Genomic DNA, 26,453 nt, shown 5'->3' with positions numbered 1-26,453 from the left:
GTTCGGACGTTTTCGCGGGATTCCTCCGAGCCAAGCGCACTTCTCCGAGCCAAGCACACACCGCAACTAGGAACGACGAAGGGCGGCAGTCAGATGACTGCCGCCCTCGAGGAGTGGATGCTAGACGCGCTTGCGCGAGGTCAACACCTGGTCGACGATGCCGTACTCAAGAGCCTCGGCCGCAGAGAGGATGTTGTCGCGATCGATGTCGCGGTTGACCTTCTCAACGGGCTGACCGGTGTGCTTGGCCATGGTCTCTTCGAGCCAGGTGCGCATACGGAGGATCTCCGCAGCCTGGATCTCGATGTCGGACGCCTGCCCCTGGCCAGCCTCGCCCATTGCGGGCTGGTGGATCAGGACTCGGGCGTTCGGCAGTGCGAGACGCTTGCCAGGAGCGCCGGCGGCGAGCAGCACGGAGGCCGCGGATGCAGCCTGTCCCAGCACGACGGTCTGGATCTGCGGCGCGACGTACTGCATCGTGTCGTAGATCGCCGTCATCGCGGTGAATGAACCACCGGGCGAGTTGATGTACATCGTGATGTCACGCTCGGCGTCCTGGCTCTCCAGAACCAGGAGCTGGGCCATGACGTCGTCGGCGGATGCGTCGTCAACCTGTACGCCGAGGAAGATCACGCGGTCTTCGAAGAGCTTGTTGTACGGGTCCTGGCGCTTGAAACCGTATGCGGTGCGCTCCTCGAACTGCGGGAGAATGTACCGGCTGGAGGGCAGGTTGCCTGCGGATTGGAAAGTAGGCGTGTACATATGAGTCCTTTCGAATCCGTTACTTGTTGTCCTGATCGGTTCCGCCGCCACCAATGACGTCGGAAGCCGATTCGCGGATGTGGTCGACAAAGCCGTACTCAAGCGCCTCGTCAGCCGTGAACCAGCGGTCGCGGTCGCCATCCTCGTTGATCTGCTCAACCGACTTGCCGGTCTGGCCTGCCGTGATCTCCGCAAGACGCTTCTTCATCGAGAGGATGAGCTGTGCCTGCGTCTGGATGTCGCTCGACGTTCCGCCGAAGCCACCGTGCGGCTGGTGCAGCAGCACGCGCGCGTTCGGTGTGATGTAGCGCTTGCCCTTGGTGCCGGCGGTCAGCAGAAGCTGGCCCATGGATGCTGCCATGCCGATGCCGACGGTGACGATGTCGTTCGGCACGAACTGCATCGTGTCGTAAATCGCCATACCCGCGGTGATCGAGCCACCGGGTGAGTTGATGTAGAGGAAGATGTCCTTTTCCGAGTCTTCTGCGGCGAGAAGAAGAATCTTCGCGCAGATCTCGTTAGCGTTTGCGTCGCGCACCTCTGATCCCAGCCAGATGATGCGGTCCTTCAGCAACCTGTCGAAGACGCTCGTCGCGACGAGTGGTTCTGCAGCCATTTCAGCTCCTGTTTCCGTGTTCGGTGATTCGAATCTACCGGCGCAGACGCGGCGCTCAGGCCGTGTTCGCCGTCGGCATATCAGCGCGCCGTGCGCAGTTCACGGGCGTACGCCGCCACGGAACTCCGGTACTGCGGGAGGAACGGTGCCAGTGTCTCCAGCGCGACTGACGCAGCGGTCACGGCATCGCCCGCAGAGACGAGTGCCAACGCGTAGAACGCCGATGCCGCGTCAGCGAGCTCACCGCCGCGCTCGCGCTCCTCCTTCAGCATCTGCAGGCCCTCTTCGATACGCCCGAGATTGCGCAGCGTACTGGCGAGCTGGATAGTTGCCTGAGCGCGACGAGACTCGTCGAGACCGCCTGCCAACGCGCGCCTGTAGTAGGACACCGCCGCGTTCTCCAGCCCCGCCGAGTCGCGCGCTCCCGCGCGCTCGAACAGCGCTATTGGATCGTCGACAGCTCGTTCAGTAGCGAGTTCGTCGATGAGGCGGATCCGCGCATCATCGGCGACCGCATCATCCGCCCAGACGGCGTCGACTCGTTCCTGCCAGTCGCTCATTTTCCTCCTCATACGCGAAAAGGCGGATGCCGAAGCATCCGCCTTTTCGTCAGAATCGCGTCGCGATCACTCAGCCTTGTCGGCAGCCTTCTTGGCCGGAGCCTTCTTAGCGGCCGGCTTCTTGGCGGGAGCCTTCTTCTCAGCAGGTGCCTCAGCAGCAGCCTCAGCGTCGTCTGCCTTCTCAGCGTCGTCAGCCTTCTTGGCGGCGGGCTTCTTGGCCGGAGCCTTCTTCGCGGGAGCCTTCTTCGCAGGCTTCTCCTCAACGGCGGCCTCGGCTGCCTCATCCTCGTCATCGACAGAGACCAGGCTCGACAGGTCAACGGGCTTGCCGTTGGTGTCGACAACCTTGACCTTGCCAAGGGTGATCGCGAGTGCCTTGTTGCGGGCAACCTCGCCGGCGAGTGCCGGGAGCTGGTTCGACGACTGCAGAGCCTCGACGAACTCCTGCGGTGCCATGCCGTACTGCGCAGCAGACTGGATCAGGTACTGGCTGAGCTCTTCCTGCGAGACCTGCACGTTGGCCTGCTCGGCGATCGTGTCAAGCAGCACCTGCGTGCGGAACTGCTTCTCGCTGGCAGTGGTGACCTCGGCGCGGTGCTCGTCGTCCTCCAGGCGGTTCTCGCCTTCGAGGTGGGTGTGCACCTCGTCTTCGATGAGCTGCGGCGGGACGGGAATGTCGATCATCTCGAGCAGCGCCTCGATGAGCTTGTCGCGAGCCGCAGAGCCCTGCGAGAAGACGGCCTGCTCGTTCACGCTCTCGGCGAGGCTGTCGCGCAGCTCTGCGATCGTGTCGAACTCGCTGGCGACCTGAGCGAAGTCATCATCGGCCTCGGGAAGCTCGCGCTCCTTGACTGCCTTGACGGTGACCGCAACTTCAGCCTCGGAACCGGCGTTGTCGCCGCCGACCAGCTTCGAGCGGAAAGTGGTGTCTTCACCGGCGGTGAGTGACTCAATAGCGTCATCGATGCCCTCGAGCAGCTCGCCGGAGCCGACCTCGTAGGAGACGCCATCGGCGCGGTCGATCTCGGCGCCATCGATCGTGGCAACCAGGTCGAGTTCAACGAAGTCGCCCTTGGCTGCCGGACGGTCAACCAGGATCAGCGTGCCGAAACGAGCGCGCAGCTTGTCCAGCTCAGCGTCAAGTGCTGCCTCATCGGCTTCGACTGCGTCAACTGTCAGCGTGACCTCGTCGAACGAGGGAATCTCGATCTCGGGACGAACGTCAACCTCGACCTCGACGACCAGGTCGCCGGAGAAGTCCTTCTCGTTGGGCCACACCTTGATGTCAGCCGAGGGACGACCGACGATACGCAGGTTGTTCTCACGAGCTGCCTCGCGGAAGAAAGTGTCGAGGCCCTCGTTGACGGCGTGCTCGATGACGGCGCCGCGACCGATGCGCTGATCGATGATCGGAGCAGGAACCTTGCCCTTACGGAAGCCGGGGATCTGGACGTCCTGTGCAATGTGCTCATACGCGTGAGCAATGCTGGGCTTGAGGTCGTCCGGGGTGACCGTGATGCTGAGCTTGACCCGGGTCGGGGTCAACTTCTCGACGGTGCTATTCGCCATGCTTGGTGTTCTCCTTTGGATTTCCGCGCGACGGCGCGGCCGTGAGGTTTTAGGGGGCCGTTGTCGGGGCGACAGGATTTGAACCTGCGACTTCCCGCTCCCAAAGCGGGCGCTCTACCAAGCTGAGCTACGCCCCGGTCGGTCCCGCGTACGGGAACGGCCTCGACGAGTCTAACGGACGGGAGCCGCCTCAACGTCCGCTATGCTTGTGAAGTCCGTTATCGAACCTTTGGTTTCGTTTCGGGGCTGTAGCTTAGTGGTAAAGCCTCTGTCTTCCAAACAGATGATGCGAGTTCGATTCTCGTCAGCCCCTCCACCTCTTCTTCGGGAGGATGCGCCGTGACACAGTCACCAGCAATCCCGAGTTCCACCCGCCGTCGCGTGTTTTACGCGGCCATTGGCATCGTTGCGCTCGGCATCGCATGCACCGCCATTCAGCTGACAGCGAATCTCAGCTACGACGACGCGCTCCTCAATTTCGAATCTCTCACAGAGGATGCCGAACACAGCCACTCAGCACTGGTGAACGAGATCAGCACTTTTGATGCCGCCATCGATTCCGCTGACAGCATCACAGTGAGCGCCAGCACACATCTGATGGATGCCTCGCTGAAAGAGGAACTCGTCGTGGTACTCCGTGACGCGGAGTCGACCACGGCGCAGCTCACCGCGGTCACAGAGCAGCAAATTCCCCAGGCTGTAGCCAAACAAGAGTGGGCATGGGAATTGTTCGACGCCACGGCGCAGCTCAACGCCGATCGCGAGACAGCCACCCGACTCATCGCGAGTTTCGATTCGGCAAGCAACGATGCCGCCAGCGCCGTGAGCGCACTGGAAGATGCAGGATCCGCTGCACTGACGTCGGCGGCCACGGCGGCAGAAGCGTTCGAGTCTGAGCACGTCTCCGCCCGGAATCCTGACATCGTTGCGCTTCGAGTCGCGGCGCAGCAGGTCCTGGATGCCGCAGACACGCTGGACAGCACCGCATCCGCGGCGTACTCCGATCTGGAGAACGCCGCCGTCCAGATGCTGGCATCAGAGCATGCGGAACTCTTCGAGAAGGCAGGACCGCTCAACGACTCGCGCATCGAAGTCGAGGCGTTTGCCCGCAGCCTCGCCCCTGGCCTACTTCTCGATTTCGATTGGTCACCGCTGGTGAATGACTTCGGCTATGGCGACAGCATGGGCGGCTATGCGACCTGGTGGTTCGACGGCCCCGGCTACGCGAACATCGAACTGTCGAACTCCGTGGCCGAGTACTGGCCGAGCGATCGCAGCGAGGCCCTTGTCGCGCACGAAGTGGGTCACGCGATCAGCGTGAGGTGCGACGGCATGCACGACGACTCATCCCAGGACAACATCGAGGACTGGGCAACCGCCTGGGCGATCAGCATGGGTTATCTCAGCGCTTCCAACGGGACATCCACCTACGGCGCTCCCCCGCAGGAGCTCATTGATGCAGCGGCGGGTTGTCGTTGAGATTTATGCACATGAATAGATATAGTACCTCTTAAGCTATCCTGATCAAAGGGGCCGCAGCTTACCGCGAGCGTGTCTGCAAAGGGCGTATGACCCACACGTCCGCAACGGAGGGGGATTCGACTATGGAAAGTTCACGCAGAAACAAGATTTACGCGGTTCTCGCAGGTGGCCTCGTTCTCGGAGTCGGCGCAGCTGTGACGCTTGCTGCTTGGAACGATTCGGAATTCGCGACCGTCGACTTCGCGGCCGGCTCCTTCGTGTTCCAGGGATCGACAGACGGTACGACCTTCACCGATCATGCGTCCGAAGCAGGGGCGGCAGATCTGACGTTCTCAGCCGACTTCACCAACCTGAGTCCGAATGACGTCGTCTACACGCCGTATGCTTTGAGCCTCGTCGCCTCAACCTCTGCAACCTTAACCGAGGTGGCGCCCGTCGTGACCGGTACGCTCGACGGAGACTTGACGTTCGCTTCGGTTTCGACCACCGCCTTCGGATGCGATGAAGCGGCATTCGCCGGCGGAACCGCCGTGCCGACGACCATCGCTGAGACCGACGTCATCTACCTCTGTCTCCAGGTCACCGCCGCCGACACAATCGGACAGGGCGAAACGGGCACTGCCCTCTGGCAGTGGGACGCCGTCTCCGAGTAGTTCCGATGGCTGTGAGCAGACGCACCGCACGGCGCGTCCGACACCACCGTGTGCGCTCTCTTCGAGTGCGCGCGGTGCTGGCCGGCGCGCTCGTGCTCGGCGTCGGCGGCTCAGCGACGCTGGCCGCGTGGACCGATCAGGAGTATGCGTCGACACAGATCACCGCCGGCACATTCTCCATCGTGTCGCGAACGGCGGATGCGACGACGTTCGCGCCCCATGACACCGCCGCGAGCGCGGTGACACTGCCGCTCAACGCGACGAACCTGTACCCGGGGCAAACTCGGGCGGCTTGGATTCAGATCACGACTGTAGGGACCGTTCCCGGCACCGTGCAGTTGACCGGCGTGAGTGCGCCGGTGAATGATTCGCGCGGGACGGCGCTCAGCAATGCACTGAGCGTGCGCATCGTTGCGACGACCACGACGAGCGGCGCAGTTCCGGTGTGCACGACCGGAACGACGGGTGGTGTCGTCTACACAGGCATCAGCAATGTGCCGGCTTTGACCGCGCAAGCGCTCCTGCCCAATGGGACCAACTTCGTGAATTATTGCGTGATCGTCACATTGCCAACGGCAGCCGCTACCGGAGCACAGGGCGGAGTCGTGACACCGACATGGACGTTCACCGGGACGACCGGGTGATGCAACGATGAATGCGACATCAACAGCGGCGAGAGTGGGGAAGATCCTCCGCGAGGTTCTTCTCACCCTCGCCGCCGTCGGGGGTGTGATCTGCATCCTGCTGACAGTCCTCGCGTTCACTGGTGGCTTCTCGTTGATCATGTTCAAAACTGGTTCCATGTCGCCGACGATCCCGGCGGGTTCCGTTGCGCTGGTTCAGAAGGTTCCGGCATCCGACATCGCAGTGGACGACATCGTCACCGTCGACCGACCAGCAGCCTTGCCCGTGACCCACCGGGTCACCTCCGTCAAAGCCGGCAGCACGCCCGATGCGCGCATCATCACGATGCGTGGCGATGCCAATGATGCCGAGGATCCCGCGCCGTACATCGTCAAGGATGTCCGCATGGTGCGCGGATCTGTCCCACATCTTGCCCACGTGATCGTCTGGTTCGGGAACCCGATCGTACTCGGGTCGTTGACTATCGGCGCCGCTGTGCTGGTCACCTGGGCGTTCTGGCCGAAGGATTCGAAGCGCCGTGTCGAGCCAGACGACGTCGAAGACGACGACCAGCCGCAGGATGAACCGCTCGACCGCCCCAGGACACGCAGAGAACTGCGCGGTGCGCGTGTTCTCAGTGCCGTGATTTTGTTGGCGTCCGGCGTGGGCTATGGCACGCTTGACGCTCCCCCAGCGCATGCCGTAGACGTACTGTCGATGAGTTCGGACCTCTCCGGCACGCAATACCTCAGCCCGGCGGATCCCCTGTATTGGCATATTGACGTCGACGCGGGTGCGGCGCCGGAAAACGGCACACTCATGATCGCGCTTTCCGGCACGAGCACGGCACCGGACGTGGAAATCGTCGCTGAGGTCAGGTCGTGTGCCGTGCCGTGGGTCGCGAACGATTGCTCCAGCGGTGAGACGCTGCTGCGCGAGACCGCACAGGTCGATCTGAACCGATCGTGGGAACAATTGCTGGAATCCGCCACCCCTGCGATCGCTCACCTCCGTGTAGCGCTGACCTCGCCGACGATGGGAGCTGCGCAGGACTCCGCTTCGCTCACGGTCCGCGCCAACGCAGCGGGCGAAACGGCGGAAGAAGACCTCAACGGTGAACCTGACCTGCCGCCGACCGGCGGAACCTCCTGGGCGATCTTCGCCGCTCCTGCTGCGATCGTCGTTGGCCTGGGCATCGCCCTGATGGTGCGCGCGGGAAGGAAGAAGTCATGAGGCAACGGCGCAGCGTGCGCATGGGCGTCGCAGCAATCGGCGTGCTGGCGCTGATCACCGTCGGTTCCGTACGCTCCGCGCCGACGGAAGCGGCGTGGACCGAGCCGGAGTACGCGAAGAACAACTCCATAACCGCCGCGACGTTGCCCGCACCGAACATCACTTTTTGCCAAGCAGGAAGTGTGCTCGGCCTTCTAATTACAAGCATCTCGTTTCGCTGGACATCAACCGAACCGCTCGCAGCGCAACGGCACTTTCTCAACGATATTCCCGGAACTTTGACGCCGACCGTGTCCGGTCCTGTGAACGGTGTTTATACGTATTCGGTCACATACTCGCAGGCGCTTCTGGAAACCGTGCTGTCGCTGCTGGCTTCACAAGTCCGGATCAGCGTCGCGACAGTAGCCGGCACGAACTGGTCATCCTCACGGACGAACTGGGTTGCCCGCAAGATTCTTCTGGGCACGGAATGCGTCTCTTCCTAGCCCGGCCAAACGACGAAACCGCCACGACCAGTAGGTCGCGACGGTTTCGTCAGAATTCAGAAAGCGTGATTCAGGCCTGTCCGCGACGCTCGCGAACCTGAGTGAGAGCATCCTCAAGAAGCTGAACAGCTTCGCCGTCCGTACGACGTTCCTTCACATATGCGAGGTGCGTCTTGTACGGCTCGTTCTTCGAGAGCGCCGGCGGGTTCGCCTTGTCCCGACCGGCCGGGAGTCCCGACTGCGGGTGATCGATCGTCTCCGGGATCTCCTCTTCGGGAAGGCCGGCGGCGAAATAGCGAACCGTCTCGTTGCCGAGTCCATCCCAGTAGGAAACCGCGATGCGGTCGGCGTGGTAGCCGTGGTCCTGCTCGCCCATCGGACCGGAACCAACACGGGTTCCGCGAATGGCGCTGCCTCCAGAAGCCATGGTCAGATCACCTCAAGTTTCGTGATGAGCCCCAGCGCAACGATGGAGATGAACCATACGAGCGCCAGGACGATGGTGAAACGGTTGAGGTTTCGCTCCGCGAGACCGGATGAACCGGCCGAAGTAGTCATGCCTCCCCCGAACATGTCGGAAAGACCGCCGCCGCGGCCCTTGTGGAGAAGGATGAGGAGAGTCAGCAGAATGCTGGTGATGCCCAGCACGACCTGCAGGACGAACTCAAGAATTGCCACGAGGGAGAGCCTTTCGATTGGGCAGATTGCCCGTAAACGTCAAGTATACGACGGTGGCGGGGTCGCAACCCCGCCACCACTCATACGCCGACGTGCTTTTCGAACCGGATGATCGCGGCGAAGTCGTTAACGACGAGGCTCGCGCCACCGACCAACGCGCCATCCACATCAGGCTCACGCATGAAGCTGGCGATGTTCGCCGCCTTCACCGATCCACCGTAGAGGATGCGGGTGCGTGCTGCGGCATCGTCATCCAGAGTCTTCGCCAGCACACCGCGCAGCGCCGCACAGACATCCTGTGCCTGCTGAGGAGTAGCTGCCTGTCCAGAGCCGATCGCCCAGACCGGCTCGTAGGCGACGACGATGTCAGCGGATGCCGGAACATCCTTCAGCGCTGCCGCCAGCTGACCGGCGGGAACGGCGCTCGCGCCGAACTTCTCCAGGTCTTCTGCGGTCTCGCCGACACAGATCACGGGAACGAGCCCGTGCTTCAGCGCGGCCTGCACCTTGGCAGCCACGACATCGTCACCCTCGGCGTGGTATTCACGACGCTCTGAGTGACCGATGATGACGTACTTGGCATCCATCTTCGCCAGGAACGCACCGGAGACCTCGCCGGTGTACGCGCCGGAGTCGTGGGCCGAGACATCCTGCGCACCGAGTGCGAACGGGATCTTGTCCGCATCGATCAACGTCTGCACGCTGCGAATGTCGGTGAAGGGCGGGAAGACCGCAACCTCGACCGAGCCATCTTCGTGCTTCGCGTCCTTGAGCGCCCAGTGCAACTTCTGCACGAACGCAACCGCCTGCAGGTGGTCAAGGTTCATCTTCCAGTTGCCCGCAATCAGCGGGGTACGCCTGTTCTGCGGAGCAGACGAATCTGCCGTATTTACGCCCATCCGAGCACCTCCAGGCCGGGTAGTTTCTTGCCCTCGAGGAACTCGAGGCTTGCGCCTCCGCCCGTCGAGATGTGACCGAACTGGTCATCCGAGAAGCCGAGCTGACGCACAGCTGCTGCGGAGTCACCGCCGCCGACGACTCCGAGGCCATCGACCTCGGTGAGCGCCTGAGCGACGGCCTTGGTTCCGGCAGCGAAGGCCGGGAACTCGAACACGCCCATCGGGCCGTTCCAGAACACCGTCTTCGAGCCGCGGATCGCCTCAGCGAACGCCGCTGCCGTTACCGGCCCGATGTCGAGTCCGATGCCGGAGGCACCGAACGACGTCTGCTCGATGGCATCCGCCGCAACGGTCTCGTGCGCAGCATCCGCCGCGAACGACGCCGCCACAACAACATCCGTCGGCACCACGATCTCGACGCCGCGCTCAGCGGCCTCAGCAATGTAGCCACGAACGGTGTCGAGCTGATCTTCCTCGAGGAGGCTCGCGCCGACGGCGTGCCCCTGCGCCTTCAAGAAGGTGAACAGCATGCCGCCGCCGACGAGAATACGGTCGACGCGCGGAAGCAGGTGGGAGATCACACCGAGCTTGTCGCTGACCTTCGAACCACCGAGAACGACCGTGTAGGGACGCTCCGGGTTCTCCGTCAGACGGTCGAGCACGTCGAGCTCGGTCGCGATCAGGAAACCTGCCGACGAGGGCAGCAGCTCCGCAAGCTCGTAAACGCTCGCCTGCTTACGGTGCACAACACCGAATCCATCCGAGACGAGCGCGTCGCCGAGCTCAGCAAGCTCTGCAGCGAAGGCCTTGCGGGTCGCGTCGTCCTTCGAGGTCTCCCCTGCGTTGAAACGCAGGTTCTCGATGACGACGACGCCGCCATTCTCAACGGATGCCACGGCCTCACGAGCTGACTCGCCCACCGTGTCGCGCGCGAACGCGACCGGCGTACCGAGCAGTTCGGCCAGGCGCTGAGCAACAGGCTCAAGGCTGTACTGCGGGTCTGGAGCGCCGTCGGGGCGTCCCAGGTGCGAGCACACGATCACGCGTGCGCCCGCATTGATGAGGGCATTCAAGGTCGGCAACGAGGCACGAACACGGCCATCGTCCGTTATGACGCCGTCCCGCAGAGGAACGTTGAGGTCACAACGGACGATGACGCGCTTGCCCTCGAGCGAACCCAGTGAATCCAGGGTGCGCAGGGTCATGATCTTTTTAGAGACGCTCTGCGACGTACTCGGTCAGGTCGACGAGACGGTTGGAGTAGCCCCACTCGTTGTCGTACCAGCTGGAGACCTTCACGAGGTTGCCACTGACGTTGGTCAGCGTCGAGTCGAAGACCGACGAGTGTGCGTTGTGCACGATGTCGCTCGAGACGATCTCGTCCTCGTTGTACTGCAGGTAGCCCACCAGGCGACCGTCAGCAGCTGCCTTCTTGTAGGCCGCGTTGACCTCGTCAACCGTGAGGTCCTCACGCTCGGTGATGATCGTCAGGTCGACGATCGAGCCGGTGGGAACCGGCACACGGTACGAGGAACCGCTGAGCTTGCCGTTGAGCTCGGGGAGCACAACGCCGATCGCCTTTGCGGCGCCGGTGGATGCCGGGGTGATGTTGATCGCAGCACCACGTGCGCGGCGCAGGTCACTGTGCGGGCCGTCCTGCAGGTTCTGGTCAGCCGTGTAGGCGTGCGCAGTCATCATGAAGCCGCGGACGATGCCGAACTCATCATTGAAGACCTGGGCAAGCGGAGCCAAGCAGTTGGTGGTGCAGGACGCGTTGGAGATGATGTTGTGCGCGGCCGCGTCGTAGGTGTCCTCGTTCACGCCCATGACGAACGTGGCGTCGACGTCGGTGCCGGGAGCGGAGATCAGAACCTTCTTGGCACCTGCATCGATGTGCTTCTGTGCGAGCGCACCCTTGGTGAAGAAGCCGGTCGACTCGATGACGATGTCGACACCCAGCTCGCCCCAGGGGAGGCTTGCGGGGTCGCGCTCTGCGAACGCCTTGATCTTCTTGCCGTTGACAGTGATGCTGTCGTCGTCGTAGCTGACCTCGGCATCCAGAACACCGCTGACAGAGTCGTACTTGAGCAGGTGCGCAAGGGTCTTGTTGTCGGTGAGGTCATTCACCGCGACGATTTCGAGGTCTGCTCCCTGCGCAAGTGCTGCGCGGAAGAAGTTACGTCCGATACGACCGAAGCCGTTGATGCCGATCTTGACAGACACTAATGTCTCTCCCTGTTTCTTGAGCGCTCTCGCGCATTTTCAATAGAGAATTCGTGGACAACGGCGTCCTGACGGGCTAGCTGCCCATCAGGACGCCCGTCTTTGTTACGACAGTACCAGCAGGCCGTTCGTCTGCTTACGGGCGACGTCAAAACGCTTTGCGACGTTTTCCCAGTTGGCGATGTTCCACGCGGCCTTGACATAGTCGGCCTTCACGTTGAGGTAGTCGAGGTAGAAGGCGTGCTCCCACATGTCGAGCTGGAACAACGGAATCGTGCCCTGCGCCGCGTTGGACTGCTGGTCAAACAGCTGCTGGATGATCAACCGCTGGCCAATCGAGTCCCAGCTGAGCACCGACCAACCGGAGCCCTGGATTCCCATGGCCGTGGCGGTGAAGTGCGCCTGGAACTTCTCGAAGGAGCCGAAGTACTCGTCGATGGCAGCCTTCAACTCGCCCTCAGGCTGACCGCCACCGTTCGGGGAGAGGTTGGTCCAGAAGATCGAGTGGTTGACGTGACCGCCGAGGTTGAACGCAAGGTCCTTCTCGAGCTTGTTCACGTTCGCCAGGTTGCCGCTGTCGCGAGCCTCTGCGAGGCCGTCGAGCGCAGCGTTCGCACCGCCGACGTATGCCGCGTGATGCTTGCCATGGTGCAATTCCATGATCTTGCCGCTGATGTGCGGTTCCAGTGCCGCGAAGTCGTAGGGGAGGTCAGGGAGCGTGTAGATCGCCATGTCGCTTTCATCCAATCCGCGCCGCGCCGCGGCACTTGTCGGTCCTCCGCGCCACCCAAATGCGGCGAGGAGCAGACTTTTTCATCCTACTGACGACAACGCCCCCACGGTGGGGATCCTTCCGTCGATGACAAGAAATGTCAGCGAGCGTGGGGATCAGACGTCGAGGCCGGCCGGAACCGCCGCTTCGGTTCCCGAGATGCCTTCCTGTTGCGCACGCTTGTCTGCCATTGCCAAGAGGCGACGGATGCGTCCTGCGACGGCGTCCTTCGTCAGCGGCGGCTCGGCGTGATGACCGAGCTCATCGAGGCTGGCATCCCGATGTGCGAGGCGCAGTTCACCAGCGAGGCGCAAATGGTCGGGAATATCCTCAGCGAGAATCTCCAGCGCACGCTCGACGCGAGCGCACGCGGCCACAGCCGCCTGCGCCGAGCGTCGCAGATTCGCATCGTCGAAGTTCACGAGCCTGTTGACACCGGCGCGCACCTCGCGACGCTGACGCATTTCTTCCCAGGCGGCCGCAGTCTTCTGTGCGCCCATCTGGCTCAGAATCGAACGAATCGCCTCGCCCTCGCGCACGACCACACGCGGCGTACCACGCACCTCGCGAGCCTTCGCGGCCACACCGAGTCGGTGAGCGGCGCCGACGAGCGCCATGGCCGCTTCAGACGTCGGGCACGTGACTTCCAACATCGCCGAGCGACCAGGCTCGGAGAGGGATCCCGCAGCGAGGAACGCACCGCGCCAGAGACCGGCGATCTCTTCGCGAGACCCAGTGGTCAGCCGGTTAGGCAGCCCCCGCACCGGGCGTCGGCGCTGATCGAGCAGACCGGTCTGACGAGCGAGGGTCTCCCCTGCGGCGATGACACGGACGGCGTACCGCGGGCCATCGTGTGAGCTGGAGGATTGCACCTGTGCGATTTCGGGGCGCACTCCATAAATCTCGGCAAGATCGCGAGCGACGCGGCGTGCCAGCAGATCGGCATCAACCTCCGCCTCAACAGCGACCCGACCGGCGATCGAGTGGAGTCCACCGGCGAACCGGAGGATTGCGGTGACTTCCGCGACTCGCACCGTCGGGGGTGCATTGCGGATGCTGACGAGTTCAGCCTTGACGTCGGTGGTTAGTGCCACGGGACTCCTTGTAAAACTTGATGCGTCGGATCGCGACGCAAAGAACTAGTTTACCCGGCGCGGCGCCGTTCTATTCTCGGCCGAGGTCGCGATGACGCACGTTGATTGCAATCCCTGGAATCGAGGAGAGCCGTTTGGCAAGCGCTTCCGACATCGCGACCGAGCGGTGCTTGCCACCAGTGCATCCGATCGCGACCGTTGAATGACCCTTGTTCTCGCGTTGATAACCCGCAAGTACCGGCTCAAGTGCCTTGGCGTAGGCCTCGAGGAATTCAGCGGCTCCCTCGCGGGAAAGCACGTAGTCCCGCACCGACTCGTCCTGACCGGTCAGTCCACGCATCTCCTCTTGCCAGTAAGGATTCGGCAGGAATCGCATATCGGCGACCAGATCGACGTCGGTCGGTAGCCCATATTTGAATCCGAAACTCAGAATCGTCAGTCGGTGCCGCGCGGCACCCTCCTCGGAGAAAGTCTCGGAGACCTGCGTCGCGAGTTGGTGAATGTTCAACGAAGAGGTGTCGATGACGATGTCGGCAGCTTCGCGAACCAGCGTCAGTCGAGAACGCTCCAGACGGATGCCGTCGAGCAGCGTGCCGTCTTCTTGCAGCGGATGCGGCCTGCGCACCGATTCGAACCGGCGAACGAGCACATCATCAGAGGCATCGAGGAAGACCACCTTGACGCTGCCACGCGAGCGAAGAGCACGCGCAACCTCGGGGAAGTCGTTGAATAGATTGCGTCCACGCACATCGACGACCGCGGCAACCTTGGGAAGTGCTCCCCCACCGATGTCGGTGAGATCGAGTAGCGGGCGCAGCATCTGCGGCGGGAGGTTGTCGACGACGTACCAGTCGAGATCCTCCAGCGCATTTGCCACCGTTGAACGTCCTGCACCGGACATGCCGGTGACGATGAGGAACTCGTTCTTCTCCTCGTCGACCATCGGTTCTCCTTCTCCTGTGAAGGCCAGCCTATCGAGTCGCGAGGTGAGTGTGGATGCTCTGCGCAAGGGCCGGGCCAATCCCCGGAACTTCCTGGATCTCGGGCGAGGTCGCGGCGCGCAGCGCAGTGACCGATCCGAAGTGTTTCAGCAGCACCTTGATGCGTGATGCGCCCAGGCCAGGCACCTCCTCGAGCACCGTGGAAATGTCACGTTTGCGGCGCTTGCGCTGATGGATGATGGCGAACCGGTGCGCCTCATCGCGCAGCCGCTGCAGCAGGTAAAGCGCTTCGCTGGTGCGGGGCAAGATCACGGGGAAGTCCTCCCCCGGCAGCCATACTTCCTCCAGTCGTTTCGCGATGCCGCACAACCCGATCTCCGTATGCCCGGAGTCGCGCAATGCCCGGGCCGCTGCCTCGACCTGCGGCTTTCCGCCATCGACGAGCAGCAGCTGCGGAGGATACGAGAAGCGTGGCTTCTTGCGCGTAGTGACGACGTCATCGCCTTCGGCGAGCGGGTCAATATCCACCGGGAGCACCTCGGCGTCCTCCGGCCGGTCCAGATATGCCAGGCGCCGCATGAGTACCTGATACATCGAGTCGGTGTCGTCTGTGGTCTCCGCAATGTTGAACGACCGGTACTGATCTTTGCGCGACAGCCCGTCTTCGAACACGACCATGGATGCAACGACATTCGTGCCGCCGAGATGCGAGATGTCGTAGCACTCGATCCGCAATGGTGCGGTGCCAAGGCCGAGCGCTTCCTGCAGGTCGGTGAGCGCTTGGGTGCGTGCCACGTAATCGGTGGTGCGACGCGTCTTGTGACGGATGAGTGCCTGCTGCGCGTTCAGCGTCGCGGTGCGCATCAGCTCGGCGCGCTGCCCGCGCTGCGCCACGGCGACCTCGACCTTGCGGCCACGGCGCTCGCGCAGCCAGATCTCCAGCTCGGGCGCGTCGTCTGGAAGGGAAGGAACGAGGACACGCCGCGGCACGTCAACACCCTCGCCGTAGGCGCGCTGCAGCACCTGGTCGACGAGCTCGGAGCCGGAGATGTCGATCTCCTTCTCGATGGTCGTTGCGCGCACGCCTCGCACGCGCCCGCCACGGATCACGAAGTGCTGCACGGTGGCGGCGAGTTCGTCCTCTGCGATGCCGAACAGGTCGGCATCTTCGTCCGCGGGCAGCACCAGCGAGCTCTTACCGAGCACCGCTTCGATCGAGGACAGCTGGTCGCGATACTTCGCGGCCGCCTCATAGTCCATGGCTGCGGAGGCTGCCAGCATCCGCTTGGTGAGGTCCTTGGCGAAGCGCTCGTCTCCACCGGCCATGAACGCGACGAAATCGTCGACCATCGCCCGGTGTTCCTCGATCGACACCTTCATCGAGCAGGGGCCACCGCACTTGCCGATCTGCCCGGGAAAGCACGGGCGGCCTGTCGCCATGGCGCGCTTGTAACTCGAATCGCTACAGGTGCGAATCGGAAACGCCTTGACCATCAGGTCAATCGTCTCGTGCACCGCCCACACTTTCGGGTACGGACCGAAGTACCGCGCTCGAGGGATCTTCCGGTTACGGGTGACCAGCACGCGCGGTGCTTCGTCACCGAGGGTCACCGCCATGAACGGATAAGACTTGTCGTCCTTGTAGCGCACGTTGAACGGCGGATCAAACTCTTTGATCCACATGTACTCGAGCTGCAGCGAATCCACGTCGGTTGGGACGACTGTCCACTCCACAGAGGTCGCGGTCGTGACCATCCGTCTGGTGCGCTCATGCAGGGTGCGCAGGGGCGCGAAGTAGTTCGAGAGCCGCTGCCGCAAGTTCTTCGCCTTGCCGACGTAGAGCACGCGCCCCTCAGCATCCCGGAATCGATACACACCCGGGTCTGTCGGGATCTCGCCCTGTGCGGGCTTGTACGGCAGCACGTCGGCCATCAGCTGGCCTTCCGCGCCCCGCGTCCCGCGTTGAGGATCTCACCGAGGAACATGCCGGTGTGGCTCTCCTCGACGCGCGCGATCTGCTCTGGGGTGCCGGTGGCGAGAATCTGGCCGCCGCCGGAACCACCTTCAGGTCCGAGATCGATCACCCAGTCCGCGGATTTGATCACGTCGAGGTTGTGCTCGATGACGATCACGGTGTTGCCCTTGTCGACGAGAGAGTTCAGCACCTCAAGGAGCTTGCGAACGTCTTCGAAGTGCAGGCCGGTGGTCGGCTCGTCGAGAACGTAGATGCTGCGGCCGTTGCTGCGGCGCTGAAGCTCTGTGGCGAGCTTGACGCGCTGCGCTTCACCGCCCGACAGAGTCGTCGCGGACTGACCGAGGCGCACATACCCGAGCCCCACATCCACCAGCGTCTTCATGAAGCGATGGATCGCCTGGATGGGCTCGAAGAACTCGGCTGCCTCTGCGATCGGCATCTCCAGAACCTCGGCGATGTTCTTGCCCTTGTAATGCACAGTGAGCGTGTCACGGTTGTACCGCTTGCCGTGGCAGACCTCGCAGTCAACGTACACGTCGGGCAGGAAGTTCATCTCGATCTTGATCGTGCCGTCGCCGGAGCACGCATCGCATCGGCCGCCCTTGACGTTGAAGCTGAACCGGCCAGGCAGGTAGCCACGCACCTTTGCCTCTGGCGTCTCGCTGAACAGTGTGCGGATGCGGTCGAAGACACCGGTGTAGGTCGCCGGGTTCGAGCGCGGAGTGCGACCGATGGGCGCCTGATCGACGTGCACCACCTTGTCGAGGTTGTCGAGCCCGGTCACGCGAGTGTGCTTACCTGCGAGCGTGCGTGCGCCGTTGAGCTTGGAGGCGAGCACCCGATAGAGGATGTCGTTGACCAGCGAGGACTTACCTGAGCCGCTCACACCGGTGACGGCGGTGAGTACGCCGAGCGGGAAGTCAGCAGTGACGTTCTGCAAATTGTTCGCGCGAGCGCCGACGACGCTCAGTAGCCGCTTCTTATCGATCTTGCGGCGTTTCTTGGGCATCGGAATCTCGCGCCGTCCGGCCAGATAGTCGGCGGTCATCGATTCTGTTTCACCGAGCAGCGCCGAGTACGGCCCGGAGTGCACGACGGAGCCGCCGTTGACCCCGGCACCAGGTCCGATATCGACGACCCAATCCGCGGCCTCGATCGTCTCTTCATCGTGTTCGACGACGATCAGCGTATTTCCCAGGTCGCGCAGCTTCTGCAGGGTGTCGATCAGACGCCGGTTGTCGCGCTGGTGCAGACCGATCGATGGCTCGTCGAGAACGTAGAGCACACCAGTGAGCCCAGAACCGATCTGGGTGGCCAGACGGATGCGCTGCGCTTCACCGCCGGAGAGCGAGCCGGCCGCGCGACTGAGATTCAGGTACGCGAGGCCCACTTGCAACAGGAAGTCGAGACGGACACGGATCTCACGCAGCACCTGAGCCGCGATCTTCGCCTCACGATCGGTAAGAGTCAGCGTCGCCATGAAATCGTGCGCGTTGGCCAGGCTCAGGTGCGAGACCTCGGCGATCGAGTGCCCGTGCACCTTGACCGCAAGCACCTCGGGCCGGAGGCGATTGCCATCACATGCGGGGCACGGCACCTCGCGGAGGTACTCGCCCCAGCGCGCGCGCTGATTGTCGCTCTCGGCCTGCGCATACTGACGCTCGATGTAGGGCACGACGCCCTCGAAGCCGGAGGCGTAACGCATCTCACGGCCGTAGCGGTTCTTCCATTTGACCGTGACCTTGTAGTTCTCGCCACGGAGAATGGCATCCTGCACGTCGACACGCAGGTCTTTCCACGGCGTGTCGAGATCGAAGTTCAGGTCACGAGCAAGACCATCGAGGAGTCGCTCGTAGTACTGGAACAGCCCCTTGCCCTGCGTCGTCCACGGGATGATGGCGCCCTCGCGGATGGAGAGCTCTTCATCGCCCAGCATCAGGTCGACGTCGACGGACATGCGCGTGCCCAGACCGGAGCAAGTGGGGCAGGCACCGAACGGAGCGTTGAATGAGAAGGTGCGCGGCTCGATCTCGGTCAGCGTGATCGCATGCCCGTTGGGGCAGGCCAGATTCTCGGAATACGACTGCCAAGCGTCATCGCCCTCCGCCTCGACGAAGTTGACCTGCACGACACCGTCGGCGAGTCGCAGCGCGGTCTCAACGGAGTCGGTGACGCGACTCAGAATGTCATCGGATGCGACAAGCCGGTCAACGACCACGGCGATGTCGTGCTTGTAGCTCTTCTTCAGCGTCGGCGGCTCAGCCAGCTGGATGAGATCGCCGTCGACGATGGCACGCGAGTATCCCTTCGCGCCGAGCTCGCGGAACAGGTCAACGAACTCGCCCTTCTTCTGCGAGACGATCGGTGCCACGATCTGGTAGCGAGTGCGCTCCGGCAGCTCCATGAGCTGATCGGCGATCTGCTGCACCGTCTGGCGCTGAATCTTCTCCCCGCACTCCGGGCAGTGTGGGATACCGATGCGCGCCCAGAGCAGACGCATGTAGTCATAGATCTCGGTGATCGTGCCGACCGTCGAGCGCGGGTTACGGTTCGTCGACTTCTGATCGATCGAGACCGCAGGGCTGAGTCCCTCGATGAAGTCGACATCGGGGCGATCAACCTGACCAAGGAACTGCCGAGCATAGGCGCTCAGCGATTCGACGTAGCGTCGCTGACCTTCAGCAAAGATCGTGTCGAACGCGAGGCTGGACTTCCCAGATCCGGACAGGCCGGTGAACACGACGAGAGAGTCGCGTGGGATGTCGATGTCGACGTTCTTGAGGTTGTGGACGCGTGCACCGCGAACACTAAGTTTTCCGGCGCTGACTACAGGGACAATAGGCACCGCACAAGTCTACGAGGGGCCACAGACATTGGCTCCGTGAGCGCGCTCAGGAACGCTTCTCAGCGCGTTTCGTCCTCAGCAGGAACAGGATCACAAATGTTGCCAACGCTCCGGCCCCGATGATCGCCGCGCTCGCAACTGTCACTGTCTCGGAGAAGAAGGCGAGCATCACCAGGAGCGTCAGCGGTTGAGCGATGAGTTGTATGAGCAGCAGACGGCGCAGGCTCGGCCACAGGGCGGCAAGCACCACGCGGGAACGCCAAGGGATCACTAACAACAGCGACGCCACGACATGGATGACGTGCACAGCCAGCACAGCGACCATTGCCCGCCACATGCTGGGATCGTTCATCAGCATCCCCACGACGACGCCTGCGATCGAGATCCATCCGCCGAAGCTCTGCGGCACGATCACACCCAGCACTGCTGCCGCCACGACGACAACCTGCCAACCAGTGATCGGCACCAGCAGGAGTGCCACGACGGCGACGAACACGATGAAGGCAACGCGTAACACGATGGCAGGCATCGAGGCAGCAGTGCGAAGCCGGTCATTCCGACGACGGAGGTCAATCATCGTCTGGTCCTCGCCATCGCGCGTAATGTCGCTGGGACGTCGTCGCCCCACGCCGCCATGTCGACACCGGCATTACCCAGGTCATGCAGCACTTCTTCACGCTCGGTCAGAACAGTGCGCAAGGCCAAGTGCTGTTCTCTGCTCAGCCTGGTGCGATCAAGCACCGGCAAGACGTCGACCGCGACCACGCGATGACCGGCCGCCCGCCACATCAGCGCGATATCGGATGCCGCACCGTCGAAGAACGTCGACAGCACGAAGATCACCGAGCCGTGTGGCACGGGTGGCGTACGGCGAAATCGGGTGTCTTCGCCTGCCTGCCCTGTCGCAGAAATCGCAGCTTCGACGCGGGCGAGATGCCGCGCGCCAGCCCCGCTGCGCACCGAGCGCCCACCATGCATGAGCACATGCAGCGTCACCCTGTCGCCCGCAGCGATCGCCGCAGCGGCAATTGACCGCGCCGCCTGCCGCGAAAGATCCAGCGATGTCACCCCGCTGCGTTCCAGGTCGCCGCTCCCCCACGTCGCGACCGCAGTGCCCAGATCGTCGGCCGTGTCCATCGCGATGACGACAGTCGCATCGCTCAGAGTGTTCGTGCGCCGCACCATCATGTCCCCCGGCCGGCGCGACATACGAGCGGTAGCTCGCCAGTCCACCCGGCGCAGTTCGTCGCCGGGGACGAACTGATGGATATCGCGGAAGTCGCCTCCCTGCCCCTGCCGACGCCCTTCATGGCTACCATGCATGCCCGTCAGGCGGGGCGAGAGCGGCAGCAACGGCAGTAACGTCTCGGCGGGAGCGACGTTGCGCACAAGCTGTGTGACCGGCGTTGCAACACCGAGCACAGCCCCGTCCACGGAGAATCCTCGAGCGGATGCCTTCACGGCTGTGACCGGCCCCGAATGCAGAGACTTGCTGAGCGAGAATACTGAGGCTCCGCCGACGGGAACAAGCAGATGGCGTCGACGCCGCTCCGATTGCACCACAACGAGTTCGGCGAGCTCCGCATCACCGGTGACCGTGATCTCGGTACTAAGAGTGCCGTCATCGTTCGCGCCGGGCAGCGCGCGAAGCACGACCGCGGTCGATTCTGCGCCGCTGCGGCGGGCCAGCGCGGCTCCGCTCAATAATGCCAACGGCAAGCCCATCGCGACGACGTCGGGCCGCGAGAAGATCAGCCCCAGGGCCGCGATTGCAGCAGCGCCGGCGAACCCGATCACCAGGCCCGGACCCCAGCGGCTCCGCACAGAATCGACACTCACGCCGGCGCGCCGACTGTCGGCGGCACTGGCACTTGACTCACGATGCCCTGGATCACCTGCTCCGCGCTGACGCCCTGCGCCCATGCCTGCGGGGTCAACGTCAGGCGATGCGCGAGCACCGGCACAGCGATGCGCTTGATGTCATCGGGACGCACAAACTCGCGGCCGTCCAGCGCAGCGAGAGCGCGCCCGAGAAGGAGGAGACCCAGCGAACCGCGTGGCGACGCTCCCACTGCGACGTTCTGCGCGTGACGGGTGGCACGGGCGATGTCCACGCAATACCGCGCGATATCCGGGTGCACATGGATTGCTTCGACGGCCTGCTGCACTTCGACGAGTCTGGCCGCATCGATCACCGGCGCCACGCTGGTTGCTTCTTGCTGTCGAGCGATGCGGTTCATCAGAATCTGAGCCTCGCCTGTTACGTCTGGGTACCCCACAGCCAGTCGCACCATGAAGCGATCAAGCTGTGCCTCCGGCAGGGCATACGTGCCCTCGTACTCGATCGGGTTCGACGTCGCGATCACGTGGAAGGGCGCCGCGAGCGGAAAGCTGTTGCCTTCAACGGTCACCTGGCGCTCCGCCATCGCCTCCAACATGGCCGACTGTGTCTTCGGTGTGGTGCGGTTGATCTCGTCGGCGAGCAGTAGACCGGTGAAGATCGGCCCAGGGCGAAATACGAATTCCCCGGTATCCGGCGCATAGACGTACGATCCGGTCACATCTCCAGGGAGCATGTCCGGCGTGCACTGCAGACGGCGGAAGTCGAGACCGAGAGCGGATGCCAGAGTTCTCGCTGCGAGCGTCTTACCGAGCCCGGGCACATCTTCAAACAACACGTGGCCGCCGGCGAGAATCGTCGCCAGTGCAATCTCGACAGGGTTGTCCATGCCGACCACGACAGTGCGGACGGCCGCGAGGATCTGAGCACCGGTCTCTGCGATCGAAAGGCTCTGGGCGATCGAAAGGCTCTGGGTCATCGAGCTGGTCTGGGTCATCGAGCTGTCCTGGGTCATTTCTTCTCCTTGGTCGGTGAAAGCCTGTCGATGCTGTCCAGTGCACGTTCGAGATCCTGGCGCTTCGTGCCAGGGGCGACGAGCCGATCCCAGACGGTGATCCCCACCAGCGCGTCGATCTGATCGCGGTGCTCGGGATTCTCCGTGTCGAGCCCGTGGCGCAGCAAACGGCGCCTGAGAGTGTGCCGCACCCGGCGCGTGATGAGCTCACCGGCTGCGCCACTGCTCGGATTCAGCGACCACGCCATCTGTGCAATCGCGGTGCCGCGGCGTTCCGGCCCGGCGGGGATCTCAGGCGCATCGGCTCTGGGATCGTCGGGAAGCACAAGCTGTGACAGCAGCGTCAGAATCCCGGCGAGCACGGCCCAGGCGATCGCGAACGCAAGTTCCACGCCCACGCCGAGGAACAGAATGAGTGCCACGCCGACGGTGACCGCGAGCGCAGCAATAATTCGAGGACGCGTCATCGCCACCCCTCCTCAATGATCCGAAGCGCCGCGCGCGCTCTGTCCCGGTCACCCTCGTCGGCTGCGAGATCTCCGAAGCGCACGTTCTCGTACAGTCGCAGCAGCTCTCGCGCAGCATCCGAGATGCCCTCACGGCGGGTGATGATGCGCAATGCGAATTCTGATGGCGTTTCGCTCATACCGCGTGCCGTGCCGGCATCTGCTGCGCTCTCTTCGAGGCCCACCCACGCGGCGATGATGGCGTCCGTCGGAACAGCACGTTCGTCGATGAGCCGCAGTGCACCCTGGATTCCGCGACGGATCACAGGGGCCGCAACGTCTGGTTCGTCGGGCAGGGCCTGCTCCTGGAGGTCGATCCCGACATCGCTGCCGTCACGGATGCGCATCGGACGATCGCGCCACGCGCGCATCAGTGCACGCACCACCAGCACGATGATGGCGAGTGCCGCTGCGCTCGCGAGCACGAAGAAGATGACCCCGATGATCGCGCCGATAACGTCTGAGTTCGACTCCGGAAGCGGAGTAGGGATGCCGGTCGGCATCGGCTCGGTGCTCGCTTCGACAGGCGGAATCTCGCGCGGCTCAAGCACCGGTGGGTTGATGTCGGGAATCCCCTGCACAGATGCCGCGATCATGACGATCAGAAACAGGCCGACAACAGCGCCGAACATCGCGAGCCGCTTCACGCCACGCACTGACCTTGGATCGAGGTGTTGCCGCGCATGTCTTCACCCTATGGGGTGGGTACGAGTCACTTCCCCATACGGCCGGTAAATGGGGATAACCCATCACGGAGGGTCGCGATCTCTTCGACGTTCATGTGCACTGCGGCCATGACAAGGTGCGGCACATCCACGGCGCGGGCGCGAAGTTCTCTGCCAGCCTCAGTGAGTGTGATGTCGAGGCGACGCTCATCTTCGCTGCTGCGTTCGCGCGCAATGAGGCCTTCTTTCTCCAGCCGCTTGACCAGCGGAGATGCCGTCGCAGAGTCGAGGGCGAGGTCGGCAGCGAGATCGTTCAGTGCGCGAGGCGATCGCTCCCATAGCGCCAGCATCACCAGATACTGCGGATGAGTGAGCCCCAGCGGCTCGAGGATCGGCCGATAAATCGACACGACATTGCGGGCCGCGGTCACGAGCGCAAAGCAGAGCTGATTTTCCAGCTTGAGTAGCTCATCGGAATTCGTCACAGCCCGATTATACCTATTGCACTAACAGTTAGTACACTAAGCGTCATGGAGAACAGTTCAGAACATGTGCCGCTTCGCACACGCATCCGCGAAGCGGGCGGGCTGTACAGGTGGTTTAACTCGCACCTGATCCGCCTCGCAGGCCCGGCCGCCGTCGGTCCGTATGAGTCGACGCCACCGCCCAGTGCTGCGGAGCGCGCCGAACGCGCCTGCCCGCTGTGCGGCCGCCCGATGACTGAGCATGACATCGACCGCTCCGGATCGAAGCCGTTGATGCACTGCCCCTGAGAGGAGCCTTCCGCGCGCTAGGCGTGGCCGGCGCGCTCCATCGCGCGCAGCTCTTTCTTCAGGTCTTGCACTTCGTCTCGCAATCGTCCGGCGAGTTCGAACTTCAACTCGCCGGCCGCCGCAAGCATCTGGTCGGAGAGATCCTGGATCATCGCTTCCAGTTGCTCAGCACCCTCGGCCGCTATGCCCACTCGCCGCAACTGCGGTGTCGGGCTCTTGCCCTTGCCAGACTTCATACCTTTGCCGCGCAGCAGCTCCTGAGTGTCGGATGCTTCGCGGTTCAGCACGTCCGTGATGTCTGCGATCCGCTTGCGCAGCGGCTGCGGGTCGATCCCGTGCTCCAGGTTGTACGCGACTTGCTTCTCACGACGACGATCGGTCTCCTCAATGGCCTTCGCCATCGAATCGGTGATCCTGTCGGCGTACATGTGCACCTGGCCGGAGACGTTTCGAGCGGCACGGCCGATCGTCTGAATCAAAGACGTACCGGAGCGGAGGAACCCCTCCTTGTCGGCATCCAGGATCGCCACCAGAGACACCTCAGGAAGGTCGAGGCCCTCGCGCAGCAGGTTGATTCCGACCAATACGTCGTAGACGCCAGCGCGCAGTTCGCTGAGCAGTTCGACGCGGCGAAGGGTGTCGACATCGGAGTGCAGGTAGCGCACTCGGACACCATGTTCGCTGAGGAAGTCGGTGAGCTCTTCAGACATCTTCTTCGTCAGCGTCGTCACGAGCACACGCTCATTGCGCTCGGCTCGCAGCCGAATTTCTTCCAGCAGATCGTCGATCTGGCCCTTGGACGGCTTCACGATGATCTCGGGATCGATCAGCCCCGTGGGTCGGATGATCTGCTCAACGATGCCGTCGGCGATGCCCATTTCGTATTTGCCGGGGGTCGCCGAGAGGTACACCGTCTGGCCGATACGGTTCTTGAACTCGTCCCACCGCAGGGGTCGGTTGTCCATCGCACTCGGCAAACGGAAACCGTGATCCACGAGTGTGCGCTTGCGCGAGGCATCACCTTCGTACATCGCGCCGATCTGCGGCACCGCCACGTGAGACTCGTCGATCACCATCAGGAAGTCGTCGGGGAAGAAGTCGAGCAGTGTGTGCGGCGGCTCCCCCGGTTCTCTGCCGTCCATATGGCGCGAGTAGTTCTCGATCCCGGAGCAGAAGCCGAGCTGCTGCAACATCTCGAGGTCGAACGTCGTGCGCATGCGCAGACGTTGCGCTTCGAGCAGCTTTCCCTGACGTTCGAACTCGGCCAGGCGCTCTTCAAGTTCAGCTTCGATCGTTCGGATCGAGCGATGGATCACATCGGTTCCGGCAACGTAGTGCGAAGCGGGGAAGATCGGCACCGCATCAAGTTTCGCGATGATCTCGCCGGTGAGCGGATGCAGTGAATACAGGGCTTCGATCTCGTCGCCGAACAGCTCGATGCGGATCGCTGTCTCTTCATAGACCGGGATGATCTCGATCGTGTCGCCGCGTACGCGGAAGTTGCCGCGCGAGAAATCGACATCGTTGCGGTTGTACTGCATCGCGATGAATTGACGGATAAGGGCGTCGCGGTCGTAACGCTCCCCCATCTGAAGAGCAACCATCGCCCGCAGGTACTCTTCCGGGGCACCGAGTCCGTAGATGCACGACACCGTGGAGACGACGATGACATCGCGGCGGCTGAGCAGCGAATTCGTCGTGGAGTGACGTAGTCTCTCGACCTCCGCGTTGATGGAGGAGTCTTTCTCAATGAAGGTATCCGTCTGTGGAACGTATGCCTCGGGCTGGTAATAGTCGTAGTACGAGACGAAGTACTCCACCGCGTTGTTCGGCATGAGCTCACGGAACTCATTCGCCAGCTGCGCCGCGAGCGTCTTGTTGTGTGCGAGCACCAGGGTGGGCCGCTGAACCTGTTCGATCAGCCAGGCCGTCGTCGCCGACTTGCCAGTTCCTGTTGCGCCGAGCAACACGACATCAGTCTCACCGGCGTTGATACGCGCCGTGAGTTCAGCGATCGCCTGCGGCTGGTCACCGGCTGGCGTGTAATCGCTGATCACCTCGAACGGACGGACACTGCGCGTAGGTTGCATCCTTCCAGCGTAAGCGGAGCCTCAGACATCGGGGTCGCGCATCTAGATATCCCAGGGGTGCAAGTTGTCAAGCCGCGAGGGCGTGTTGGTGCGCCCAGGCAAGTTCCTCGTCGTATGGGGTGTGGTGTCGGAGGCAGCCGTCGAGGATGCCAA

Annotated in this window: 27 protein-coding genes and 2 tRNA genes; 7 read left to right on the top strand and 22 right to left on the bottom strand. The window is 63.0% G+C overall.

All coding sequences use genetic code 11. The annotated features are described in order from the left end of the window. Positions 1 to 120 precede the first annotated feature (120 nt). The 5 genes from ACSU1G_RS00145 to ACSU1G_RS00125 all read right to left on the bottom strand — a co-directional run bounded on the left by ACSU1G_RS00145 (position 121) and on the right by ACSU1G_RS00125 (position 3,644). Positions 121 to 762, bottom strand: a complete 642-nt coding sequence (locus tag ACSU1G_RS00145) for an ATP-dependent Clp protease proteolytic subunit (RefSeq protein ID WP_439277882.1) — start codon at positions 760 to 762, stop codon at positions 121 to 123. A 19-nt stretch (positions 763 to 781) separates the two neighbouring features. Beyond that, on the bottom strand, positions 782 to 1,378 hold the full coding sequence (locus ACSU1G_RS00140; RefSeq protein ID WP_439277881.1) for an ATP-dependent Clp protease proteolytic subunit: 597 nt from the start codon (positions 1,376 to 1,378) through the stop codon (positions 782 to 784). Positions 1,379 to 1,458: 80 nt separating this feature from the next. Beyond that, a complete protein-coding gene (locus ACSU1G_RS00135; RefSeq protein WP_439277880.1) occupies positions 1,459 to 1,938 on the bottom strand; it encodes a tetratricopeptide repeat protein in 480 nt (159 codons plus the stop codon). Between the two features lie 66 nt (positions 1,939 to 2,004). Then, positions 2,005 to 3,507 carry a trigger factor gene (tig, locus tag ACSU1G_RS00130; protein ID WP_439277879.1) on the bottom strand — a complete coding sequence of 501 codons (1,503 nt, stop codon included), beginning with the start codon at positions 3,505 to 3,507 and terminating at the stop codon, positions 2,005 to 2,007. Positions 3,508 to 3,570: 63 nt separating this feature from the next. Next, positions 3,571 to 3,644, bottom strand: a tRNA-Pro gene (locus tag ACSU1G_RS00125). Positions 3,645 to 3,749: 105 nt separating this feature from the next. Here ACSU1G_RS00125 and ACSU1G_RS00120 point away from each other — a divergent pair. The 6 genes from ACSU1G_RS00120 (at position 3,750) to ACSU1G_RS00095 (ending at position 7,984) form a co-directional block, all read left to right on the top strand. Then, positions 3,750 to 3,823, top strand: a tRNA-Gly gene (locus ACSU1G_RS00120). A 23-nt stretch (positions 3,824 to 3,846) separates the two neighbouring features. Continuing rightward, positions 3,847 to 4,986, top strand: coding sequence for a hypothetical protein (locus ACSU1G_RS00115; RefSeq protein WP_439277878.1), 1,140 nt, complete (start codon positions 3,847 to 3,849; stop codon positions 4,984 to 4,986). 125 nt (positions 4,987 to 5,111) lie between these two features. Beyond that, the gene (locus tag ACSU1G_RS00110) at positions 5,112 to 5,642 is read left to right on the top strand and encodes a SipW-dependent-type signal peptide-containing protein (protein WP_439277877.1); all 531 of its coding nucleotides are present in this window, start codon (positions 5,112 to 5,114) and stop codon (positions 5,640 to 5,642) included. A 74-nt stretch (positions 5,643 to 5,716) separates the two neighbouring features. Further along, positions 5,717 to 6,286, top strand: coding sequence for a SipW-dependent-type signal peptide-containing protein (locus tag ACSU1G_RS00105; RefSeq protein WP_439277876.1), 570 nt, complete (start codon positions 5,717 to 5,719; stop codon positions 6,284 to 6,286). A gap of 7 nt (positions 6,287 to 6,293) precedes the next feature. Further along, positions 6,294 to 7,499 carry a hypothetical protein gene (locus tag ACSU1G_RS00100; RefSeq protein WP_439277875.1) on the top strand — a complete coding sequence of 402 codons (1,206 nt, stop codon included), beginning with the start codon at positions 6,294 to 6,296 and terminating at the stop codon, positions 7,497 to 7,499. Beyond that, positions 7,496 to 7,984 carry a hypothetical protein gene (locus tag ACSU1G_RS00095; RefSeq protein WP_439277874.1) on the top strand — a complete coding sequence of 163 codons (489 nt, stop codon included), beginning with the start codon at positions 7,496 to 7,498 and terminating at the stop codon, positions 7,982 to 7,984. Before ACSU1G_RS00100 ends, ACSU1G_RS00095 begins: the two co-directional genes overlap by 4 nt. Positions 7,985 to 8,054: 70 nt before the next feature. Here the strand turns inward: ACSU1G_RS00095 and ACSU1G_RS00090 are convergent, their stop codons facing one another. From ACSU1G_RS00090 to ACSU1G_RS00015, 16 genes are all read right to left on the bottom strand, one after another. Further along, a complete protein-coding gene (locus ACSU1G_RS00090; protein ID WP_439277873.1) occupies positions 8,055 to 8,411 on the bottom strand; it encodes an RNA polymerase-binding protein RbpA in 357 nt (118 codons plus the stop codon). A gap of 2 nt (positions 8,412 to 8,413) precedes the next feature. Further along, positions 8,414 to 8,662, bottom strand: coding sequence for a preprotein translocase subunit SecG (gene secG, locus ACSU1G_RS00085; RefSeq protein WP_439277872.1), 249 nt, complete (start codon positions 8,660 to 8,662; stop codon positions 8,414 to 8,416). An 80-nt stretch (positions 8,663 to 8,742) separates the two neighbouring features. After that, a complete protein-coding gene (gene tpiA / locus ACSU1G_RS00080; protein ID WP_439277871.1) occupies positions 8,743 to 9,561 on the bottom strand; it encodes a triose-phosphate isomerase in 819 nt (272 codons plus the stop codon). Beyond that, positions 9,552 to 10,766, bottom strand: a complete 1,215-nt coding sequence (locus tag ACSU1G_RS00075; protein ID WP_439277870.1) for a phosphoglycerate kinase — start codon at positions 10,764 to 10,766, stop codon at positions 9,552 to 9,554. Before ACSU1G_RS00075 ends, tpiA begins: the two co-directional genes overlap by 10 nt. 7 nt (positions 10,767 to 10,773) lie before the next feature. Continuing rightward, a complete protein-coding gene (gap, locus tag ACSU1G_RS00070) occupies positions 10,774 to 11,784 on the bottom strand; it encodes a type I glyceraldehyde-3-phosphate dehydrogenase (protein WP_439277869.1) in 1,011 nt (336 codons plus the stop codon). A 105-nt stretch (positions 11,785 to 11,889) separates the two neighbouring features. Next, positions 11,890 to 12,516, bottom strand: a complete 627-nt coding sequence (locus ACSU1G_RS00065) for a superoxide dismutase (RefSeq protein WP_439277868.1) — start codon at positions 12,514 to 12,516, stop codon at positions 11,890 to 11,892. A gap of 156 nt (positions 12,517 to 12,672) precedes the next feature. Continuing rightward, positions 12,673 to 13,650, bottom strand: coding sequence for a DNA-binding protein WhiA (gene whiA / locus ACSU1G_RS00060; RefSeq protein ID WP_439277867.1), 978 nt, complete (start codon positions 13,648 to 13,650; stop codon positions 12,673 to 12,675). Between the two features lie 70 nt (positions 13,651 to 13,720). Continuing rightward, positions 13,721 to 14,593, bottom strand: a complete 873-nt coding sequence (rapZ, locus tag ACSU1G_RS00055; protein ID WP_439277866.1) for an RNase adapter RapZ — start codon at positions 14,591 to 14,593, stop codon at positions 13,721 to 13,723. A 28-nt stretch (positions 14,594 to 14,621) separates the two neighbouring features. Next, a complete protein-coding gene (gene uvrC, locus ACSU1G_RS00050; protein WP_439277865.1) occupies positions 14,622 to 16,523 on the bottom strand; it encodes an excinuclease ABC subunit UvrC in 1,902 nt (633 codons plus the stop codon). Continuing rightward, positions 16,523 to 19,411 (bottom strand): excinuclease ABC subunit UvrA, encoded by a 2,889-nt coding sequence (gene uvrA, locus ACSU1G_RS00045; protein ID WP_439277864.1) that lies wholly within the window; start codon positions 19,409 to 19,411, stop codon positions 16,523 to 16,525. The genes uvrC and uvrA overlap by 1 nt, the downstream gene beginning before the upstream one ends. Positions 19,412 to 19,457: 46 nt before the next feature. Further along, the gene (locus ACSU1G_RS00040) at positions 19,458 to 19,988 is read right to left on the bottom strand and encodes a hypothetical protein (protein ID WP_439277863.1); all 531 of its coding nucleotides are present in this window, start codon (positions 19,986 to 19,988) and stop codon (positions 19,458 to 19,460) included. Further along, a complete protein-coding gene (locus tag ACSU1G_RS00035) occupies positions 19,985 to 21,250 on the bottom strand; it encodes a DUF58 domain-containing protein (RefSeq protein ID WP_439277862.1) in 1,266 nt (421 codons plus the stop codon). Before ACSU1G_RS00035 ends, ACSU1G_RS00040 begins: the two co-directional genes overlap by 4 nt. Next, positions 21,247 to 22,230 carry an AAA family ATPase gene (locus tag ACSU1G_RS00030; RefSeq protein ID WP_439278653.1) on the bottom strand — a complete coding sequence of 328 codons (984 nt, stop codon included), beginning with the start codon at positions 22,228 to 22,230 and terminating at the stop codon, positions 21,247 to 21,249. The genes ACSU1G_RS00035 and ACSU1G_RS00030 overlap by 4 nt, the downstream gene beginning before the upstream one ends. A gap of 32 nt (positions 22,231 to 22,262) precedes the next feature. Beyond that, entirely contained in the window at positions 22,263 to 22,733 is a 471-nt protein-coding gene (locus ACSU1G_RS00025) for a hypothetical protein (RefSeq protein WP_439277861.1), read from the bottom strand. Further along, complete coding sequence (locus tag ACSU1G_RS00020) at positions 22,730 to 23,419, bottom strand: DUF4129 domain-containing protein (protein ID WP_439277860.1); 690 nt, start codon at positions 23,417 to 23,419, stop codon at positions 22,730 to 22,732. The genes ACSU1G_RS00025 and ACSU1G_RS00020 overlap by 4 nt, the downstream gene beginning before the upstream one ends. 65 nt (positions 23,420 to 23,484) lie before the next feature. Next, positions 23,485 to 23,922: a MarR family winged helix-turn-helix transcriptional regulator gene (locus ACSU1G_RS00015; protein ID WP_439277859.1), complete on the bottom strand. Its 438-nt coding sequence runs from the start codon at positions 23,920 to 23,922 to the stop codon at positions 23,485 to 23,487. 45 nt (positions 23,923 to 23,967) lie between these two features. Between ACSU1G_RS00015 and ACSU1G_RS00010 the strand changes: the two genes are divergently transcribed. Next, entirely contained in the window at positions 23,968 to 24,210 is a 243-nt protein-coding gene (locus tag ACSU1G_RS00010; RefSeq protein WP_439277858.1) for a hypothetical protein, read from the top strand. 17 nt (positions 24,211 to 24,227) lie between these two features. Here ACSU1G_RS00010 and uvrB read toward each other — a convergent pair whose 3' ends face one another. Next, positions 24,228 to 26,300: an excinuclease ABC subunit UvrB gene (gene uvrB / locus ACSU1G_RS00005; RefSeq protein ID WP_439277857.1), complete on the bottom strand. Its 2,073-nt coding sequence runs from the start codon at positions 26,298 to 26,300 to the stop codon at positions 24,228 to 24,230. Positions 26,301 to 26,453 lie beyond the last annotated feature (153 nt).

Source organism: Microbacterium sp. A93, from assembly GCF_051842835.1.
This window is presented reverse-complemented; position numbering and strand designations above follow the sequence as displayed.

Excerpts from the sequence above, each read along its gene's own strand:
- ACSU1G_RS00145 (WP_439277882.1), bottom strand. The coding sequence starts at position 762 with ATGTACACGCCTACTTTCCAATCCGCAGGCAACCTGCCCTCCAGCCGG.
- ACSU1G_RS00140 (WP_439277881.1), bottom strand. The coding sequence starts at position 1,378 with ATGGCTGCAGAACCACTCGTCGCGACGAGCGTCTTCGACAGGTTGCTG.
- ACSU1G_RS00135 (WP_439277880.1), bottom strand. The coding sequence starts at position 1,938 with ATGAGCGACTGGCAGGAACGAGTCGACGCCGTCTGGGCGGATGATGCG.
- tig (WP_439277879.1), bottom strand. The coding sequence starts at position 3,507 with ATGGCGAATAGCACCGTCGAGAAGTTGACCCCGACCCGGGTCAAGCTC.
- ACSU1G_RS00110 (WP_439277877.1), top strand. The coding sequence starts at position 5,112 with ATGGAAAGTTCACGCAGAAACAAGATTTACGCGGTTCTCGCAGGTGGC.
- ACSU1G_RS00100 (WP_439277875.1), top strand. The coding sequence starts at position 6,294 with ATGAATGCGACATCAACAGCGGCGAGAGTGGGGAAGATCCTCCGCGAG.
- ACSU1G_RS00095 (WP_439277874.1), top strand. The coding sequence starts at position 7,496 with ATGAGGCAACGGCGCAGCGTGCGCATGGGCGTCGCAGCAATCGGCGTG.
- ACSU1G_RS00090 (WP_439277873.1), bottom strand. The coding sequence starts at position 8,411 with ATGGCTTCTGGAGGCAGCGCCATTCGCGGAACCCGTGTTGGTTCCGGT.
- tpiA (WP_439277871.1), bottom strand. The coding sequence starts at position 9,561 with ATGGGCGTAAATACGGCAGATTCGTCTGCTCCGCAGAACAGGCGTACC.
- ACSU1G_RS00075 (WP_439277870.1), bottom strand. The coding sequence starts at position 10,766 with ATGACCCTGCGCACCCTGGATTCACTGGGTTCGCTCGAGGGCAAGCGC.
- ACSU1G_RS00065 (WP_439277868.1), bottom strand. The coding sequence starts at position 12,516 with ATGGCGATCTACACGCTCCCTGACCTCCCCTACGACTTCGCGGCACTG.
- rapZ (WP_439277866.1), bottom strand. The coding sequence starts at position 14,593 with ATGGTCGACGAGGAGAAGAACGAGTTCCTCATCGTCACCGGCATGTCC.
- uvrC (WP_439277865.1), bottom strand. The coding sequence starts at position 16,523 with ATGGCCGACGTGCTGCCGTACAAGCCCGCACAGGGCGAGATCCCGACA.
- ACSU1G_RS00040 (WP_439277863.1), bottom strand. The coding sequence starts at position 19,988 with ATGATTGACCTCCGTCGTCGGAATGACCGGCTTCGCACTGCTGCCTCG.
- ACSU1G_RS00030 (WP_439278653.1), bottom strand. The coding sequence starts at position 22,230 with ATGACCCAGAGCCTTTCGATCGCCCAGAGCCTTTCGATCGCAGAGACC.
- ACSU1G_RS00025 (WP_439277861.1), bottom strand. The coding sequence starts at position 22,733 with ATGACGCGTCCTCGAATTATTGCTGCGCTCGCGGTCACCGTCGGCGTG.
- ACSU1G_RS00010 (WP_439277858.1), top strand. The coding sequence starts at position 23,968 with ATGGAGAACAGTTCAGAACATGTGCCGCTTCGCACACGCATCCGCGAA.
- uvrB (WP_439277857.1), bottom strand. The coding sequence starts at position 26,300 with ATGCAACCTACGCGCAGTGTCCGTCCGTTCGAGGTGATCAGCGATTAC.